Annotated in this window: 15 protein-coding genes; 9 read left to right on the forward strand and 6 right to left on the reverse strand. The window is 38.3% G+C overall.

Annotated elements, in window-relative coordinates:
- Window positions 1-176 precede the first annotated feature (176 nt).
- Window positions 177-716 carry an N-acetyltransferase family protein gene (locus ACSAZL_RS16865; protein ID WP_440945756.1) on the forward strand — a complete coding sequence of 180 codons (540 nt, stop codon included), beginning with the start codon at window positions 177-179 and terminating at the stop codon, window positions 714-716.
- Window positions 717-739: 23 nt separating this feature from the next.
- Here the strand turns inward: ACSAZL_RS16865 and ACSAZL_RS16870 are convergent, their stop codons facing one another.
- The gene (locus ACSAZL_RS16870) at window positions 740-3,322 is read right to left on the reverse strand and encodes a NosD domain-containing protein (protein WP_440945757.1); all 2,583 of its coding nucleotides are present in this window, start codon (window positions 3,320-3,322) and stop codon (window positions 740-742) included.
- A gap of 560 nt (window positions 3,323-3,882) precedes the next feature.
- On the opposite strand from ACSAZL_RS16870, the gene ACSAZL_RS16875 reads away from it, so the two are divergent.
- The 5 genes from ACSAZL_RS16875 (at window position 3,883) to ACSAZL_RS16895 (ending at window position 8,641) form a co-directional block, all read left to right on the forward strand.
- Window positions 3,883-4,143 (forward strand): hypothetical protein, encoded by a 261-nt coding sequence (locus tag ACSAZL_RS16875; protein ID WP_440945758.1) that lies wholly within the window; start codon window positions 3,883-3,885, stop codon window positions 4,141-4,143.
- A gap of 309 nt (window positions 4,144-4,452) precedes the next feature.
- Window positions 4,453-5,379 (forward strand): NADP-dependent oxidoreductase, encoded by a 927-nt coding sequence (locus ACSAZL_RS16880; RefSeq protein ID WP_440945759.1) that lies wholly within the window; start codon window positions 4,453-4,455, stop codon window positions 5,377-5,379.
- Between the two features lie 581 nt (window positions 5,380-5,960).
- Window positions 5,961-6,353: a YkvA family protein gene (locus ACSAZL_RS16885; protein ID WP_440945760.1), complete on the forward strand. Its 393-nt coding sequence runs from the start codon at window positions 5,961-5,963 to the stop codon at window positions 6,351-6,353.
- 757 nt (window positions 6,354-7,110) lie between these two features.
- The gene (locus tag ACSAZL_RS16890) at window positions 7,111-7,533 is read left to right on the forward strand and encodes a protease inhibitor I42 family protein (protein ID WP_440945761.1); all 423 of its coding nucleotides are present in this window, start codon (window positions 7,111-7,113) and stop codon (window positions 7,531-7,533) included.
- Window positions 7,534-7,885: 352 nt separating this feature from the next.
- Complete coding sequence (locus ACSAZL_RS16895; protein ID WP_440945762.1) at window positions 7,886-8,641, forward strand: class I SAM-dependent methyltransferase; 756 nt, start codon at window positions 7,886-7,888, stop codon at window positions 8,639-8,641.
- A 51-nt stretch (window positions 8,642-8,692) separates the two neighbouring features.
- On the opposite strand, the gene ACSAZL_RS16900 is transcribed toward ACSAZL_RS16895, so the two are convergent.
- Entirely contained in the window at window positions 8,693-9,199 is a 507-nt protein-coding gene (locus ACSAZL_RS16900) for a hypothetical protein (protein ID WP_440945763.1), read from the reverse strand.
- A 470-nt stretch (window positions 9,200-9,669) separates the two neighbouring features.
- Here ACSAZL_RS16900 and ACSAZL_RS16905 point away from each other — a divergent pair, with 470 nt between their 5' ends.
- On the forward strand, window positions 9,670-11,112 hold the full coding sequence (locus ACSAZL_RS16905; RefSeq protein ID WP_440945764.1) for an RNA-binding domain-containing protein: 1,443 nt from the start codon (window positions 9,670-9,672) through the stop codon (window positions 11,110-11,112).
- Between the two features lie 62 nt (window positions 11,113-11,174).
- Here the strand turns inward: ACSAZL_RS16905 and ACSAZL_RS16910 are convergent, their stop codons facing one another.
- From ACSAZL_RS16910 to ACSAZL_RS16920, 3 genes are all read right to left on the reverse strand, one after another.
- On the reverse strand, window positions 11,175-11,471 hold the full coding sequence (locus ACSAZL_RS16910) for a nucleotidyltransferase family protein (RefSeq protein ID WP_440945765.1): 297 nt from the start codon (window positions 11,469-11,471) through the stop codon (window positions 11,175-11,177).
- A 349-nt stretch (window positions 11,472-11,820) separates the two neighbouring features.
- Entirely contained in the window at window positions 11,821-12,978 is a 1,158-nt protein-coding gene (locus ACSAZL_RS16915; RefSeq protein WP_440945766.1) for a hypothetical protein, read from the reverse strand.
- Window positions 12,979-13,256: 278 nt separating this feature from the next.
- Window positions 13,257-13,469 carry a type II toxin-antitoxin system HicB family antitoxin gene (locus tag ACSAZL_RS16920; protein WP_440945767.1) on the reverse strand — a complete coding sequence of 71 codons (213 nt, stop codon included), beginning with the start codon at window positions 13,467-13,469 and terminating at the stop codon, window positions 13,257-13,259.
- A gap of 360 nt (window positions 13,470-13,829) precedes the next feature.
- On the opposite strand from ACSAZL_RS16920, the gene ACSAZL_RS16925 reads away from it, so the two are divergent.
- Together ACSAZL_RS16925 and ACSAZL_RS16930 are read left to right on the forward strand one after the other, a co-directional pair.
- Entirely contained in the window at window positions 13,830-14,033 is a 204-nt protein-coding gene (locus tag ACSAZL_RS16925) for a hypothetical protein (RefSeq protein ID WP_440945768.1), read from the forward strand.
- A gap of 1 nt (window position 14,034) precedes the next feature.
- Complete coding sequence (locus ACSAZL_RS16930) at window positions 14,035-14,298, forward strand: type II toxin-antitoxin system RelE family toxin (protein ID WP_440945769.1); 264 nt, start codon at window positions 14,035-14,037, stop codon at window positions 14,296-14,298.
- Window positions 14,299-14,676: 378 nt separating this feature from the next.
- Here the strand turns inward: ACSAZL_RS16930 and ACSAZL_RS16935 are convergent, their stop codons facing one another.
- The gene (locus tag ACSAZL_RS16935) at window positions 14,677-19,476 is read right to left on the reverse strand and encodes a dsDNA nuclease domain-containing protein (protein ID WP_440945770.1); all 4,800 of its coding nucleotides are present in this window, start codon (window positions 19,474-19,476) and stop codon (window positions 14,677-14,679) included.
- Between the last annotated feature and the right edge of the window lie 69 nt (window positions 19,477-19,545).

Below are 19,545 nucleotides of genomic sequence, written 5' to 3' on the forward strand. Positions count from 1 at the left end.
GCCTCTTTTTCACTGGCCTGTTACCCCTTTTTCACTGGTCCCGTACTTTTTCTCACTGAGCAGCCCATCTTCTGAACCTGGATTCTGAATTCAAAGGCTCATCGCCAATTCGGTTATTCAAGGATGAACAAAACTAATCAAAAAAATTTAAATACAAATCTCCAGACTACTTATATATGCAAGGAAGCAAAAATTCCGAGAAATATTTAATCAGGGAAGCCACAGCCGAAGATGTCTCCGGAATGCTTGAGGTCTTTAACTATTATGTGGAAAACAGTTTTGCGGCTTATCTCGAAACTCCTGTTGGGCCCGAGTTTTTTCAAGCTGTTCAGAGTGAAAAAGAACAGGATGAAAATGAGTATTTTCCTTTTTACGTTATTGAAGAAAAGGGCAAAATAACAGGAATCGGAACCCTCAGGCCATATTTCCCGTTCCCGAATTTCCGGCACACAGGCGTGGTTTCCTATTTCATCCTTCCCGGGCACACAAGAAAAGGGCTTGGGTCCAGGATGCTGGACAAACTCTGTACGAAAGCCCGAGAGAAAAAGATGAAAAGCCTTCTTGCAAATGTGTCCTCAAAAAACGAAGCCAGCCTGAACTTTCACCTGAAACACGGTTTTATCGAATGCGGAAAGTTCCGTGAAGTGGGAACCAAGTTTGAGACCTATTTTGATATTATATGGCTGCAAAAGTTCCTTGAGAGAGATCAAAAGTAAAAAAGAGAAAGGGAGAAGGAACGTTAAACAGAACCTGCAAGGGGCAGGTAATCAGTGTTTCCTTTACCCAGATCGTAGATCGCATCACAAATGCCATCACCATTGGTATCCGGATGTGTCTGACTGAAGCCGTTCTCTTTTGGGGAAGCCCAGAAGTTCCCCCCGAGGAAAGAGTTCCCAACAATGTTTGTGCCTGAGCTTTTGCTTATATTCCAGACATTGCCTGAACATTTGCCATCAAGATATACGTTTTTCGTGTTGTTCAGATAATTATTGTAGACAGTATTGGAATTTGAGCTCAGCATGCAAATACCGTATTCGGAATTCGAATCCACGGTATTGCTGTTAAACGTATTATTGCTGGAAGCGCTCAGGCAGACCCCGAACTTCGAATTCGAATTCACGCTGTTGCCTTCCAGAATGTTCTCGCCGGAGGCTTTCAGATATATGCCAATCTTATTCTTCCGGACCCTGCTGCCATTCAGGGTGTTTTCATTGCTGACAGAATCGAGCCAGAAACCGTAACTGCTGTCAGATGCAGCATTGCTGGAAAGCACATTTTCACTGGCATTATGCAGAAGAATGGAGACATAATTGTAGGAAGCTGTGTTGTTTTTCAGTTTGTTTACAGCGGAATTCCACAGACCGATACCGTACTGACTGTTGTTTGAAGCCGTATTGTTGTCAAGCAAGTTTTCATTTGAAGCTTTCAGGTAAATACCCAGCCTATTATATGATGCCCTGTTCTCATTCAGGGTATTGTTATTACTTGCCGAGTCCAGCCAGATCCCATAGCTGCTATTAAATACAGCATTATTGCCAAGCATGTTTCCGCTTGAGTTATGCAAAATAATACAGACATTGCTGCTGTTTGAAGCTGTATTGTTACTCAATTCGTTTTCACTGGAATCCCACAGGTTGATGCCGGACTCGGAGTTGGCGAATGCCTTACTTCTGGAAACCGTATTTTTGCTGGAAGCTTTCAGGTATACACCGATCTTATTGTTTGATGCAGTATTACTGTCCAGTAAATTGCCGAGGGAAGAATCAATCCAGATTCCGTAATTGCCATTCGAAACCATATTATCAAGCAGGGTATTTTTGCTTGAGTTGCGCAGCAGGATACAGACGTTGCTGTCTGATACGGTATTGTTGCCGAGAGTATTGTTACCTGAGAAATCCAGACGGATGCCGAATCCGGGATTTGAGTTGGAAGTGTTTCCCTGAGCAGAGTTCCCCGAGGAGTTCTGAAGAATTCCCCGGGAGTTAAATAATTCGTTGTTTTCGATGCGGCAGTCTTCAACCCCATAAAGGTGAATTCCGGAATTAAGGGAACTTATATTCCCTTCAATACCGAACCCGCGAATTCCAACTCCATCAGCTGTGACATAAAAAACATCTTCCGAGTTCAGAACGCCCTGAACTCTGGTATCGGAAGGGCTGCCGGATGCCGAAACAACAGCAAGATCTTCCAGGTTTATTTCTACGTTTTCCTCATAGAGGCCCGGATAAACAAGCACCGTATCCCCTGGATATGCACTATCTACCGCAGTCTGGATGGAGGAAAAATCCGCAGCAAGGTCCGCATTGTTGCTTACGGTAATTACCACGGACTCCGACTCTTTGAGTGGGAGGTAATCAATGAACCCGCTGCCTTCAATATCATACGCGGAATCGAAAATGCCGTCAAGGTCGATGTCTCTGGCCCCCCTCGGATAAACCGTCCCATCGGGTTTTCCCCAGACGTTGCCCCCAAGGTAGGAGCCACCTGCAATATTAATGCCTTCGGATTTCGTAATATTCCAGATATTTTCCCCTGCGACCAGCGCGGATTCTATGTTTTTGGTATTATTGAAATAGTTGTTATAAACCAGGTTGCCGGAGGTCCCGTAGAGGTGCAGGCCCACTTCTTCGTTAGATTTTATAGTATTACTGGTCAATGTATTGCTGTTTGACTCCCCTATAAGCGAAATACCCTCTTTATTTTCCGAGACCGTGTTGTTTTTCAGAGTGTTTTTCGGGGAATCAAAAAGAGAAACTCCACTGCTGCAGTATGAAATTGAGTTGTTTCTCAGCGTATTGTTCAGGCTGTCCCCAAGGCTGATGCCTGTAAGGCAATCCGAGATATCGTTATTAACCAGGGAGTTCCCCGAACTAAACATATAAAGATCGATCCCGCAACTATTGTTTGAGAGTACATTACTCTCAATGCTGCAACCCGCAACGCCAAAAAAGTGAATCCCAGAAGCCGAATCCGCTCCTTTTATGCTGAAACCCTTAACACTCACTTCATTTGCCCAGATGCTGAGAACATCTCTGGAACCATCAGCTGCCTGAATGATTGTATCGGAGGGGCTGCCTGATTCGGACAGAATCGACAGAGCTTTCGGAATCTCAATATTTTCCACATAAATGCCCGGTTTGACAATAATCTCATCATCTGGATTTGCAGCATCTACCGCAGCCTGTATGGACGCAAAATCGGCATCTGAAACAGTACTGTTGTTTACAGTAATTGAAACAGCTGCTACATTTCCCGTAAACAAAAAATTGAACGTGAGAACTGCTATAAAGATGGTTATGCCTTTTCTTTTTGTTTGATGCATGGTAAACTCCGCAACAAAATTCTTGAATTCTGTAACGAAACATGTTATTATGACAATTTTCTGGATTAATGATTGGATCTAAAGAAGTTCGGAGAAGAGAACTTCTCTAAAACGCTACAGGTGACCGAATAACTACCGGAAAACAGTCAGGTCAGGAGATTGAGGCTGGTTTCCTTTTAACTTCAGATTTTTAAAAAGGTCTTTACGACCAGGACCTGAAAGAAAATCGTCAGACTATATTAAAATTTTAAGATTTGAATGTTATCCGAGTTACTGATACGGCTGCCTCGCTGCCCCTATTTGTATAAGAGCAACGTCTTAAGCCTTGACACCATAGTTTTTAAATTTTATTGATATGTAAAGAAGTAGAGCGAATATATAAAATTAACCCAGATGTGAAGAAGTTGTTTTAAGAGTAAACAGGGTTCCTGACGTCCTGTTTTAAATATGCCGATTCCACTACAAATTTAAAGAAGCACAGGACTTTTTAACATTCTTTTGAAAAACAGGGAAAGCTAAAATAGAATAATTAGAATATAAATAGATGGTGGGGAGTTAATTTGAAGGGGAAGAGAGCTTTGCTGTTATTCGTACTCGTTTTATTTCTTGTGCATCTGGCTGCAAACATATCCTGGATGAAGTATATGGAAAGCTCCGGCTCTGCAGAAGGAGATTTGCCAGCGGACCTGACAGAAGGAGAAATAAACCTCAAAAACGGTGGAAAGTACAGGGATGGCGTGGTCGATAATTTTGATTATTTCATAAATCCGGGATACCCGACAGGATCCATGCTTGTTGCTGAAAATACCGGAAATGCATAAGTTCGCTATTTAAATAGTTCGCTATTTAAATAGTTCGCTATTCAAGGAGTCCGCTATTCAAGTATTGCGTTATCGGAGAATATACTGAGTGCGGCATGAGCCTGAGGAAATGATTAAAAAGTGGAATAAAGCAATCATAACGAGGGAATAATTTCTCCGATTATGGAAAAAACGGAATGTCAGAACCGTTAGCTCTGGTTCAGGTACTTGCAGGTACTTGGATGCTCACGGGTTAATGCATGAGGGGGATTCCTGTGACAGTAGAAGGGGATAGGTAGCGGTTAAAGAGATCTTTTTGGAGGTGTAAATATGAGAGCAATAAGGATTTATGAGTTTGGCGGACCGGAGGTTCTGAAGTACGAGGATATTCCAGAGCCACAGCCAGGTCCGGGAGAAGTTAGAATCAGAGTCATTGCAGCCGGGGTCAACCCTATGGACTGGAAGATACGCAGTGGCATGGTTGGGGAAATGCCTTTGCCGATGACTATGGGACTGGACGTTGCAGGGGTAGTAGATATGGGGCAGGGAGAAGTCTCCTTTCAGCCCGGAGAAGAGGTCTTTGCCAAAGTCTCGATAGGACAGGGTGGTTATGCCGAATACACGGTTGTCAATTCCGCACAGGTGGCAAGAAAACCCAAAAGTATCGGGTTCATTGAAAGCGCAGCAATTCCGACCGCAGGGCTGGCTGCCTGGCAGTCCCTCTTTGATATTGCCGGGCTCGGTAAAGGACAGTCAGTCCTAGTCCACGGTGCAGCAGGCGGGGTTGGGATTTTTGCAGTCCAGTTCGCTAAATGGAAAGGAGCTTATGTCTTCGGCACCGCTTCCGAGAAAAACGAGCAATTTTTGAAGAGCATAGGGGCTGATGAATTTATCAACTATAAAAAACAGAGGTTTGAGGACGTCGTTGGAAAGGTAGACGTGGTACTGGATACTATTGGAGGAGATACCTTCGAGAGGTCCTGGGGAGTGTTGAAACCCGGTGGGTTCCTGGTGAGTACTGTGGCAAGGATTCCGGAAGGAGTACCCGATAAATATGGTGTACGTGCACAAACCCTCATGACCCGGTCTGACGGAGAAGAACTTGCTCAAATCGCGGCCTTAATAGACGAACAGCCAGTTAAGCCTGTGGTAACGACAGTACTTCCTCTTTCCGAAGCCAAAAAGGCGCATGAGATGAGTGAAAGCCGCCATACGCGAGGAAAAATCGTACTAAGAGTGGCAGAGGATCCGCAGTGAAAATAGTGATAAAAGACAAAAAAGATAAAAAAATTAGAAATTTTTTTTCAAAGATCTTTAAAATTTTTCAATTTATTTCCTGTTTAAAGCCCATCCCCCGAGTTCGGATAGGATTTCGGAAATTTCATGTTTCCTGGCATAGCGACATCCTGTAAAGGACATTGAAGTGAAACTTATCTGTTACATCCGGTTAATATGGATTTGAGTTTATATAAACGGGTACGAAATTCTTCGAATAACAGGCACAAACAAATGAAAGTGCTTGAAAGCATTTTCATGCTAAAATTAAAGAATGGAAAAGGAATTATTAAGATAAACTTAATATCTTATTATCGCTATTTTTATTTGTAGTCGATTATTTTAGTACACATATATTTTTTGACAGAAACCGGGATGGGAATTGAATTAAAAATCGATTTTATAAGAATCAACAAATCAGGATTTCTACAGAGCCAAAATTTGATTTGTTTTTGGAAAGACCATTAATTGCCTCGTTTGATGCAAAAAGAGAAACGATAATCAATTTGACAATTAACTTAAGAGACCAGATATACAATCCAATATAAAATTGGGGGATTATAATGGATAAAATCTATAATTTCAGAAGGAAAAAAGTTGGATCAAATCTTGACCAATTTAATGAAAATCCAGATAAAGCTTCTGATACCAGCACGGTTTTTCCTGAAGAACTAAGAGGTGCTCGTCATCGCCAAGCAGATCCCAGGAAAATATGGTATTACCTGGAATTATTGTTTTCAATGCTAGTAGCTACCTTCAACGGGAAATACCCGGTTCCAAAGAAAACGGCATTAGTGATCACACTCGCTCTCCTGTATCTGGTAAGTCCGATTGACATCTCTCCGGATTTCCTTCCTTTAATCGGATTTGCAGATGACATCGCTGTGCTTGCTTTTGCATTTAGCCTTATTAAAGAGGACCTGGAAAAATACAGAGCCTGGAAAACGAGCTACTGATATTGATTTTGTAAATACTAACCAGTTATTATGGTCAAGATAGCGTAGGATATCGTATGGTAGATACGGACCGCGCCTGGAGCAGGTCTTACAATTGAATTTTAATACACCTATGAAGGATTTACGGAACCGCACTTAAGAATTTTTTTAATTCTCTTCCAACTTTTTCCATTTGAGTTCCCGAGCATTTCACGCTGGTAACGGGGGCAAGTCATTGTGATAAGCACAGTACCTATGCCACTTAAAAACCCAACGAAGACAGTACGATCCGGAGGATTTTACTTTTCATTTGATTAATTCCCCGACCGCAAACGCAAGAGCTTTGATGTTTTCTGCTATCACCTAAAAGCGTGCTTTAATATTCCTTATAATATTCCTTATCATTCGGCGGATGTATTATAAGAGAATCATTTTCCATTTATTGTAAAACAACCGGTATCAAGAGCTCTCTTAGTTTGTCTTGAGAAAATTTGAGAAGTAGGTACAGGAAGCATCCTTTAATAAATGACATTATTACCTTACATCGTCCGGGGTTTTTATAATTATTTATTGTAAGGAGGTTTCATTCTGATTGTTTTATCTTCCCAACAGTAGAATAATATTTGATTTCCACGCTTTTGATTGACTTATGATATTGGAATAAATCTGGTGGGGCAAATCTGAGCTTGAAAATCCGATTTAATGTTAGAGGTATGAAAAAAGAGATGTGTAAAGGATAATTCAGTAAATAAACTACTGTAAGTGGCAGGGTGATATGATGTCAAAATTTGTGCATGGGATAACATTTTTGATGATATGTTTGATACTGGCAACGCTTCCGACAGCTATATGTGCTAAACCTGATACAGCAATTCAAGATAAGATGATAACTGAAAGTGACAACGGAAATACCATATATATTAAAGAAGGACACTCTTTTTTCCTGAAGCTTGAAGAAAATCCGACCACGGGCTATTCCTGGGAACTCAGCCTGAGTGACGGACTTAACCAGCTCTCGGACAAATACCATCCATTTGAATCTTCTGAGAATACTTTCTCCATCGGTACCGGAGGGTTCCATTTATGGAGGATTGAAGCTGTAGCTGAAGGCGATCAGCAGGTAAACGCAGTATATAAAAGACCCTGGGAGTCAGTAACAGGTGATGAGCCAACCTTCACACTTAATGTTGTAGTGGTCTGAACCCCACTCTTAACTTTACATTTCTTCTTTTCCCTTTTTCGTTTTTTAAACTCGGTTGATAAGGATTAACCGGAAAACAGATTATTTTTATATAAACCTCACTATTGCCTCTTTTTTGATGTAGTTTTCCGTTCCAGGTGCGGCTTTTCCGGGATACATAAAAAAGATGGTCAGCAGCCCTAACCTGTCAAAACATCCCTAATGTAGAGAATTTTTCCTGAGTATAGTGATTTTTAGCAGCCGTAAAGTCTACCGGAAGCTTTCAAGGAATTAATCTTATAGGCAAAAAGGACTATTACACAGTTGAAAGCGCTAAAAGAGGAATTAAGATACGACTATTCAGGATAACCAGATGAAACTGGATATTGCCCATGTCTGGGATGTCTCATCCGCGACCTACGATGACAAGGAAGGGCATGGAATCCAGGGTGAAATCGAAAGGGAAGCATGGAAAACCCTATTTCAAAGTCTGCTTCCCCCAGGCAGGCTGGAAGTGCTCGACGCAGGCTGCGGGACAGGGGAAGTCGGGATCTTATTTGCAGAACTGGGTAACCATGTTACCGGGCTTGACCTCTCGGAGAAAATGCTTGCAAAAGCAAGAGAAAAGACAAGAGAAAAAACATCCGGGAAACAGTATGACATTACTTTCAGAGCAGGAGATGCCGAAAACCCTCCTTTTGAAGCAGGAATTTTTGATGTTGTTGTAACCCGTCACTTACTGTGGACCCTTCCGCACCCTGAGACTGCTGTAAGGAACTGGAAGAAAGTACTCAGGAAAGGAGGAGTGATTATCGTCATAGATGGGCTTTATAATGGCGGCTTGATTGAAAGAAAGACAAGGCAATTTATCAGTGATTTCTTAACTTTGCTTGTTGAAAGAAGATATCCCGGAAGAAGACAGTACCCTGACAAAATCAAAAACGAACTCCCAAACCCCAATGGAGTTCCGCCGAAAAAAACGATTGAATACTTCAGGAAGGCAGGGTTTGAAAACATAAAGGATCTGGACCTGAAAGAAATCTCCGAAATTCAGAAGGAAAAAATGTCTTTCCGAAAAAGAATAGTCTTCAAACCTCAATCTCATTTAATTTATGGGGAAAAAGTCTAATCATTCCGCCCTGAAACAGATTGCTTGGATTTGATAATCAGAAAATACATTTTATGTTATTCCTGCCAACTCAGACGCGTTCTTGAGATGATCCGTACCGGAATTGCGATATATGCTGGCATTTAGAAAATATTCAGCTCCCCCAGTGCCGTTTTTCGCTTCATTTGCTCCCTGCAGCAAAAACTGACCTGCAGAGTTATAGTCCTGAAGAGCCATCCTCCACTCATTTTGTGCATCCTGAAGTTTGGGAGATACGGTATATTGATCATTTTCCTGAATGGCGTTCTGGGTATCATTTACTGTTTGCTGTGCATACACTGCGAGAGTGACATAATCAGAATTGTTTGAAGCGTTGGATATACCGTCCAAATCCGCTTTAAGTATCTTCAAATTATTCTGAACATTAATTCCCCATGCAATATCCTGATGGGCTGACTGGAGAGTATTTAGCGGTGAACCCGATTGAGAAGCATTTTCATCGTTTTGTACTCCACCGATAACCCAGCCAATAAGTGCAACTAGTAGAATAAACAAGACGAAGTAGATGTATTTTTTCATATACACTCCCCCTAAAAGTCCATTAAGGACTATCTAAATTAAGATGATATGTATTATAAGTATTACCTATACTCTTTTTATTCTAAAGAATGTATGAAAAAATCATTTTGAGAAAACTTGTATATGGAGACATCTAAATCAAAAATGAGCCAGTAGTTAACACTTTAATATTATATTTCTAACACAGCCCCTTCAAAGCCTTCGACCGAAAATTTGAAGATTGAACCACCTTTGATTTGATTTAGCTTTTGAAGTACACGGTAGGAATATCCATATTTCAGCAGAAAAATCGAAGGGTTATTTTCATTTCCGATACACAAAAACCAACTGTCTTATTATATTATTCTGCAAACCAACAACTCACAGTCAAATCGTTAGGTAGAGAAGAGCAGAAATATAAGTACTCAAAGAACTTTTATGAAAACTGTAAAGCATGAAGAAGAATTAAACGAGTGTTGCAGGTCACCCATATGAATCAGAAAGAACTGTTAGATAAACTGGAAGAACTGGAATGGGAAGACTTTGAAGTAAAAGAAGCAAAAAACTCTATTCCGAAAAGCAGCTTTGAGACGGTCAGCGCCTTTTCCAACACAAATGGCGGATGGCTGGTTTTCGGAATAAAGGAAGACGGAAGAGGTTATAACATCACTGGCGTAGAAGACGCCGAAAAAATCGAACAGGATTTTACAACTGCTCTCAGAGGAGAGAAATTTAATCAGAAAATAATCGCTACCTGTAATAAATACCTGATAGAAGGAAAAAACGTGCTTGCCTTCTATATCCCAGCTTCCGAAAAAAGACCTGTCTACTTCAACTCAAGGAAAAACACCTTCATAAGAACCGGAAGTGGAGACCAGCGAGCCACGGACGCGGAAATCGATGCAATGTACAGGGACTCCGCTTTTGGGACAAAAGACAAGGAGCTTACGGACTTCACATTTGAAAACCTTGACCGGAAAACGATTGAGGACTACAAGACATATTTACAAAATGTAAACCCTGAGCACAGGTACAACAAACTTTCCACCGAGGCTCTGCTGGAGAAACTTCAGGCCATAGTTGACGGGAAAGTCACCATTGGAGGCCTACTTGTCTTCGGCACCGAAGACAACATCAACCGCCTGCTTACCGACTTCAGGATCGACTACCTGGAAATCCCTGGCACCTCATATTCCAATGCCCCAACCCGCTACAGCTACCGCCTCTCTGAAGAAGAAAACCTTTTCCGATTCTATTTCAGCATATTCGAGCGCCTGATAAAGAAAATAGACCTGCCCTTTACCCTCCGAGCAGACGGTTTTGCAACCGACCGGCAGCCCCAGCTAATAGCAATCCGGGAAGCCCTGGTAAACCTCCTGATGCACTCCGACTACTTCAGTCCCATGAAACCCAGAATCCGGGTCTTCCTCGACCGGATCGAGTTCATGAACCCCGGGGCCCTCCCAAAAGACCTGGAATCTATTATGAAAGAGGACTTCACAATGCCCAGAAATCCGACCGTTGCAAGAATTTTTCGGGTAATCCGGCTCTCGGAAAACGCAGGTTCAGGATTTGATAAGATGTTCGGAGGATGGAAGTCCTATTATGAAGTAGAGCCGAAGGTTTCGGGGGAAGTTGACTATTATAAGATCGTGTTTCCCCTCGAAAGAGCGACTGAAATAAGAGATTCAAATGCACCTGTAAATGCACCTGTAAATGCACCTGTAAATGCACCTGTAAAATTGACAATTTCAGAAGAAGAAATTCTCGGACTGATAGAAAACGACATCAATATAACTTATGATACTATCGCAGAATCCCTTGGAAAAAACCGAACAACAATAATGAGAAATATCAAAAAACTGAAAGATAGAGGCATCCTCACAAGGATCGGATCAGACAAAACAGGACACTGGGTAGTGACCAGGAAATAAGATACAAAAAAGTTGAGAAACTAGGGAGAAAATATGGTGAAGGTAAACCATATCATTCTTTTTCATATTGAGATCACTTTTGCTTCCCTTTTGATCCCATCAATAAGATACGGACTTATTGATTCTTCGGTAAGCAAATCGACCTTTAACCCGAGCAACTCTGAGAGTTCCCTCTCAATCCGTACAAGAGTCAGCAGACCTTTTGTTTCGGAGAACTCCACAAGAATATCGATATCACTTTCCGGCTTTTCTTCTCCTCTTGCATAAGAGCCAAAAACAGCAACCTTTGTCGCTCCTTCTTTTTCAAGGAAGGAAGAGATTTTTTCGAATAACTCTTTGTGCCGGTCAGCATTCTCCATGTCAGTATATTTTGTTTGTGATCATTTAAAGGTATGCTGGAGCGAAATAACGGCAAAAGAAGGAGAAAATAGATTTGGAAAAGGAGGGCTTTCGAGAAAGTATAACTTTTTTAATATATTTCCCCCAGTCCCCCCCCAAATCCTTCGATCGAAAATCCTCCTATTGCCGCTAAATTGAAGTTGGCTAAATTATTGAAAACACAAGTAACAAATTAAGTTTTTAATTATCCAGGTATCTGAAGAAATATAATATCAAGCGAACGAAACGGCCTCAGATAAAAAAGTTAAAAATCCTTTTTCAAGGATCTTTATAATTTTTCGATTAATTACCCGTTAAAGGCTCATCCATTCAGGGAAAAGATATGGGAGTAGCAGGTTCTCCAGATACATATTCCATGAATCCGTCAGCAATATACGAAATTGGTTTTCCGTCTATTTCTCCATCAACCTGATAAGTCCCTATCATTTCCCAGATAATCCGATATTTAATTATTATATTCCCATATTCATCTGTTAACGGACTTCCATTTGAATCAGTCATTGGTACAGCTACCAGCAGGGGAACACAATGAACTGACTCTGTCGTGAACTTTATAGTAAGATAATCACCAGAGTCGGATGAGGCGAGTATATCTGTGTCAAGAGGCAGAGGGAATGAATCTGGAGGCATATAAGCACCCAGATATGGTACCGGGACAGGACCGCCAACAAAATTTGAATGTATTACTTGCATATCCGCATCACTGAAAGTAGCAATGATTTCCCGGTTTCTCCATAGCCTTAAGACTGAACTGAATGATTGGGTAAAACTGGCATCAGTGATATTCCCAAAGTTAAGAGAATATTTTCCAAGGTCACTCCCGTTTAAACTATTTTTGGTCTGAGTAGTCTGGCCCCAGTCCCATCCAAGATTATCTCCCCAGGACCAGTATCCCCAGTTATGGTCGTGATAGCCTCTCGCATTTTTCAGAGTATACATTTTCCCATCAACAGTAAGCTCCCCATTAACTTTCATTTTCGGTGAAGTTACTATCCAGTTGATGACTCCTCCATATACAGGGGAGAAATCAGCAGCGCTAAACACAGGCGAGGGCTCCACTTCCGGTTTGAATAATGCATCAAAAACTTTAGATCCGTCCTCGGATATGATATGAACCGAGTAGCCCTGTGGAGTCAATTTAACCGTGTTACTGGCTATCGTAACATCTGGCGTTTCAGAAGAGTATTCTGCAATATCTATAGGATAAACTTTATAATAAGCGTTTGAATTTCCATTATCAGTATTATACTCAAGAAGGATCTCAGAAGCACTTAAACATCCATTTAATTTAAATACACAGATGATTGAAAGATTTTGCTCTTCATCTATTATATTGAAGTAATGCCATTCGTTGTACAGAGGCATGAGATTGTCATCTGCGGGAGGGTGAAAAGCATCAACCTGTTTGAGTTCTCCAATCAAACTATTACTCTGACCTGCAAGAGCAACTCCTGAAAACGCTACCATTACAAAAAATACAAGAATTAACGGTTTAAATATATTTCTGATTTTCGTTTATAACACCCCGTAACAAGACAGGACTTATTCTTATGTTCAGAAAATGATCTATTTTCAGAATTTCCCGTCCCAACAGATACATACAACAGATTATAAAAATGTACGGAAATTAGTCTGAAATTTTATTTTAATGTTATCAGAAGGAAAGAATTCAGAGAATATTAACCAAATTTAGATAATGAAAATAGCCAAAAATTTCCAAAATGTATAAAAAAGAAGGAGCCTGCTCATACTTTTACCTCTACCTGCTGAATTCCAATAAATTTCAGCGGCAGGACATCTTCAAGTTCCTCAGCATCAAGACAAACCTGAATAGCTTCTCTTATACGCTCCATAGCCTGCTCAACTGTTTTTCCCTGAGTATAACAACCCGGTATGTCAGGAACCTTTGCAACGTATACACCATCTTCGTCCTGTTCGATCAGAACCGTGTAATTCAAGCTCTTGCCTTCCATCTTTACCAGAATAACATTAGGTCTGTGAGTATTTAAAGATGATATGGAAACAAGAATAGGAGACAAAAACCACAAAAAGACGTAGAAAGACCGGATGTATATCACTCTATTATTATATTTCCGCCCCAGCCCCCCTCAAATCCTTCGACCGAAAATCCTCCGATTGCGCCGTTGTTTGAAGCAGATTCGGTTTTTGAAAGCACATTGCAATGAACTCTTTTATCGGCACAAATTAAGAAGTGTCTTGATTCTATATAAACCGCAAAAGCCCACTCAAGAACCTTAAAAAAGCAGGTATATCAAAGAAAGCATACATATAAATAAGATTCATATTAACCATTTATTATGGCAGAGGCTGGTTTTGAGGAGAGAGTCATCAGAGAACTCGATTCTATAAAAAAACAACTGACAGACATAAGAGAGCATATGGTAGACGTAGACTGTATACTCACTGATAAGGAAAGGAAGCTCGTAGATAAAAGTTATGAGCACCAGAAAAAAGAAAAACTGACATCCCTTTCAGAATTTAAGAAAGAACTGGGACTCTAACATGTTTGAGATTTTTCTGGATACCCCCGCGAAGAATTTCATCAAAAAACTTGATTCCAAAAACAGCCAGAGAATCATCAAAACCATCGAAAAACTTGCCGAAGACCCGATCCCTCACGACGCCAAAAGAATCTACGGCACCAGCGAAAAACTTTTTAGAATAAGAGTCGGTGATTTTCGGGTTCTTTATCGTATAGACTATGAAGAAATTATCATAATTATAGTCAATATTGATTCGAGAAAGCGTGTTTATCGGGAAATGTAAATTGAAGAATCAATCTTTTTTGAACAGTTTTTCATATTTCCGCCCCAGCCCCCCCTCAAACCCTTCGATTGGAAATTTTATGATTGCGCCGCTGGTTTGAAGTTATTTAGTTAGATTTTAAAAGAAGAAATGTATTTCTTTTTTAAAAATGGAGACACTGAAAAAATCTGTAATAGAATTACTTTTGTAACTATTCAACTGGGCAAAAACAATATCATTAACCACATTTAATAAGATGAAAGTGAATTTTCAGAAAATCAACTTTATTTGGTTGTTGGCCATAGATCACAGTCTTTAATGATCATTGGTCAGAATTATACATGCAGGTTTCATCTAAATAGATATCAATCAACGGATTTTGGCAGAATGAATAGTTGCTTATTTTTTACTGCTTTCTATTCTTTGTAGAATGATCTCATTCTTTAATGGGTCCTCCATTATCTTCTCTAGTCCTAACGTAGCCCCTTCTATTACAAACTCATTTGGATATTCTAGTCTTTGTAACAATAGATCTATTTTATCAATATCTCCAATTTCAGTCCATTTAACAGGTGAGAACTCTATATCGCCCATTAAAAAATCGACAAATTTAACACTTGCATCAGTTATTTTTTCCATAGTTTCAAGTTCTTCAAAAATGGAAAAAAACTCTATTGAATGAGGAATGGGAACAAAAAAATTTCCTTTTCTTCCTAAAATGTTAAAAGATCTCTTTATGCTTTCACTGTAAAATTCCATATATCTCTCAGGATAACATTTTTTTACAAAATTACATTTTTCAATAAATTTTTCTCTGTCAGTTGTGTTAGTAAACCAATAATTCTCTGCTTGAGCTAAACAAACATATTCAAAAGCCATATTACTATCGAATTCATATGTTAAAGGGAAAAGAATATCCAATACTCTATACGAGAGATTTTTTAATCCACGCTTACTTATATATTCGACAAGTACCTGGTAGATTTTATTTTTATCATACTTTTGCTTATCTAACCAAAAAGTAATGCAATCTGCTAAAATTGTATCCTTTTCCCAATCAGACTCAAGGAAGTCTAGATATTTAAAAGCCATATTGCTTTCGAATTCATATATTAAAGGGAAAAGAACATTTAAAACTCTATACGAGACACTTTTTATTCCATGCTCGTCTATGTATTTGACAAATGTTCTATAAATCTTATTATTATCATGCCTTTTCTCATCTAACCAATATTTAAAACAATTTACTAAAAAATTATCTTTCTCCCAATCAGACTCAAAAGATTCTACAAGTTCAAAAAATGTATCAGGTTCTACCAGTGAGTAATCATGTGCTTGAGGTTCCGAACAAGTATTTGAAGGTTCATTTTTAGGATATTCTATCTTTCCTATGGAGATTTCAACAATTTCTAACACTCTTTTAACGTCAGTATTCTCTTCTGCCATAGACCTAAGTTCATTTAAAGAGTATTCATCTAAAGCCGTGAAAGCAAGTGCAAGATCTTCATCTTGATCAAAATTCAATGATCTAAGAATATACCTAAAAAGATAAGAGGCTAAAAACCAATTTTCTTCCTCTACAATAGAGAAATAATATTTATAAAGTAGTCTAGGATCATGCATCCACAAAATCTCTGCGTAATCTATAGGAAAATAACGTGTATGATCTTGATCTGTATATTCATTTATATATTCAATAGCTGGAGATATTCTTTGAATCCAGTTTTCTATACTAAGAGATCCAGCTTTTTGACATAGTTTAATAGAGTCTAAAACTCTATCGAGATACATATCTTTATGGTAATGATACCCCAGTAAGTTAATTGCAGCTGATTTTAAAAAGTAATCTTGGTTTTTCTTATCCTTATGAATAGCTGCAAGTTTTGCCAAATCAGAATAACGATCGGATCTTTCTGAGAAATTTACTATTGTTTGTTTCCATCGGTTTTTTTCGTAAGAAACAAACTTAGTATATATTTCATTTGAAATTACTGGCTTGTCGAAACTTAACAAGAATTGGAGTGAATCACTCTCATTATAGTAATTCCTTTCAAAAATTACATTATTCAGTTCAAGATCGTCAAATAGAGAAGAGAACCCTAATTTGCATTTATAAATATAAATTACTTTTAAACATTTGGACAGAGCTATTCGCAAGCACTCTTGAAGTTCATAGAGATCCCTGTTATGAGGAAAACTTAGTGAACCGACTTTAGCGATGTTTTCAAATAAACAGATGAAACTAGGGTTTCGAGGTTCTACAATATTTTTTGAGATTTCTAAAGAAGATGCAAAAATCTGTGACATTATCTCTAAAGGCCATCTTTTTTGAATGTCTTGAATCCAGTATTTAAGGTCCAAGTCTTCGTTTAATATTCCATAGATTAACCCCAAAATAAAGTTATCAGAAAAAATCTTTGATCTTTCGATTCTTTTTCCAGTTTCGAGCATTGGAACGTTATAAGGAAATTCTTCATAGGTAGGAAGAGGCGGAATATAACTGATATTTTTCCCATTTAATAACAAGTATAGTAAACATAGGTTATCTAAATCCTCATGCTTATTACTATACACCATTTCTAGAAATTGCTGCCTATTTAGTTCAAGATCATTTTCTACACATTTATCCAAAATCTCCTGTCTATCTGCATTTTCAGTGGCGAGTTCAATTAACTCTTCTATTTTTAAAATTTGATCGGTCTTCAGTAAAGAACTCGCATATATCCCAAAAAGTTCTGCTGACCAACCAGAGTCAGAAAATTGTCTAATATAGGAATAAATTCTTTTCACATCGTGCCTGCGGTCAAGAGAAACAGTTTTGATCGTAGAAACAGCTAGCTGAGGGATTTCAGCATTCATGTTCTCTTTATTTAGAACTTTCAAATTACTATGGAATTCAGCAAGTTTATCTATCGACTCAGAAATTATATCGAAATTTCCCTGTTTCTCAGACATCTCGGCAATCAATTGAATGTGCCTAGATGGTGAAGAAATGAAATCCATGTCTGTATTTCTATTTTGAGACCTAAACACCCTTTCCCAAGAAAGTTTATTAACATCAATATATGACAAATCTGGAGTTTTTCTTTTGAATGACTCTTGCCAAATTTTGGAACTTTGGATTTCACGAAATCTGAAAGAGTCTACATAATATTCCATTAGAGTTCCTAATTCAAAAGCTTTATCAAATAAGTTATTTTCAAAAGCAGCTTTGACGGCTAATGAAAGTTGAGAAATAATTTTTTCACAACATCTTGGATAACATATAGCTTCAATAAGCCACTCCATGTCAATTCCAAGAAGTTCTTTAGGATCACCGAGTTCATAAGCAAGTTTTTTCAGTTCAGCCCATTTTAAATCTTCATAGTCGGATTCTACTAACCATTTCCTTATTGCCTTCTTTAAAAATAACTTCTGTTGTTCAAATTCGGGCTGACTTAACACAAAAAGTTCAAAGCTGCTGTGATATATAGATAAGATTCTTTTATTTTTAAATAATAAATGTGATATGGAGTTGTAATCGCTGGTTATTCCAAAAGGAGAACTCGTGATTGAAGATAGTAACTCAAAAAGTTCCTTTTCGTGAAAACTAAACTCTACACTCGAAATAACTAGAGCTATTGTTTTGCTCATTTCTGGGAGTTGCTTCCATAAAGTAATGTAGTATTTTTCAATATCCTTCTCATAAGGAATGATATTTTCACAATCATAAACTGTAACAAATCCGTTTTTACAATTTGTTTTCAATTGATGAAGAGTATATCTAAGGTGTAGCGGATTTCCTTCAGTTAATTCATAGATTCTTTCTGAAAGTGCTTCAATATGAAGTTCGTGAATAGGCAGCTTTAGTTCAATAGTATTTTTGAGAATAATGTTTTTTACTGAGTATTCACTTAATCCCTTTATTTCAATCCATTGATCTTCAGGACATTTATCAAAGATTATTTGAGGAAGATAACTTTTAGAAATTTCTTGTGCCCCGAAAATAAGCCATAATCCCGGTTGTGGAAAACAAATTTCTTTCAGAAAACTTGTTAATTCGGAAGAATCTGAATACCTTAAAACATGATCCAATCCATCAATAATTATCACGAAAGATTGGTTCTTTTCGTAAAAATAATGGGCTAATTGCGAGATAAATTCTCTTAAGGATATATTTGTTGAGTTTTTATTTGCTAAGCATCCAAGCTCTTCTGAATATTCTTTAAATTGAGCTTTTATACCTTCAATAACACGTTGAGATACTAATCTCTCACTCTGGCTTGGATCCCTAGAAGACAAATAGTAATGATGTCTAAAAACAATTACATCTTTTTCCATTAAAACCTGATTAAGCTTTGAAAGATAAGTGCTCTTCCCACTTCCAGGCTTTCCACAAAATACTTTAATTCCACCTTCCGGATTTGCAAGATCGGCTAATACTTTATCTTGGATATCAGCATCAAAAAATTCGAAGTCATCAGGAATACCAAAGTTTTGTTCCAAAGCTTCAGGTACATCAAATTCGCACCAACTTAGTATGCGTTCAATATCTAAAGAAGTTGAATACTGCTTTCTGCACTCATTATGCAACTTAATAAGTAGATTATTCACTCCAGAATCAGTAGCTCTGAGTTCATTAAAGAAAAATTCCTTTATTTCCATTTCGAGTTCTTCAAGATCTTTTTGACCAAACAGGAAAGTCAAATTTGAAAAAAAGTTGTGGATTGTGTCTTCACCATTAAGTTGAGAGTTTATGATTTCATAGATCTCGGGAAGAACACTCTTTACTTTCGTTATATCAATTTTATTCTCTGAGATATATTCCTTAAGCTCATCGTCTGGGAAACCATTTGTAATAAAGGCCATAAAAGATATCTTTTCAGAATTGCCCGTATATGATTTGAACCATTTTTGAAAGAGTGAATTTGTTGGACCTTTTTTTCCATTTTCCTGTTTTAAAAACTCACTCCAAGACCAATAATCAGTACTTGGATTCTGTTTATGTTTTAGCTGATACAGATAATAATTGTCATCTTTGTCGCATAATACAATATCATCAAAAGCAAAGTATCCTTCTATAACTTCAGGTTTAGTCTCAAATTTGATCCACTTATATTTTGAAGGTTCTTTTATCCAATCTATAGACAGCTTTATAATCCATAAATCTTGAAAGTCAAACCCCTTTCTCAGTGGGCTTGTTGGATTTTTTCTGACCATAGTAATTACCCAAAAAGTTGTAAATTTTTGAAATCGTATCCTCTTGTAAGAGACTATACTATATAACTA

Source organism: Methanosarcina mangrovi (assembly GCF_052057765.1).
GTDB lineage: Archaea > Halobacteriota > Methanosarcinia > Methanosarcinales > Methanosarcinaceae > Methanosarcina.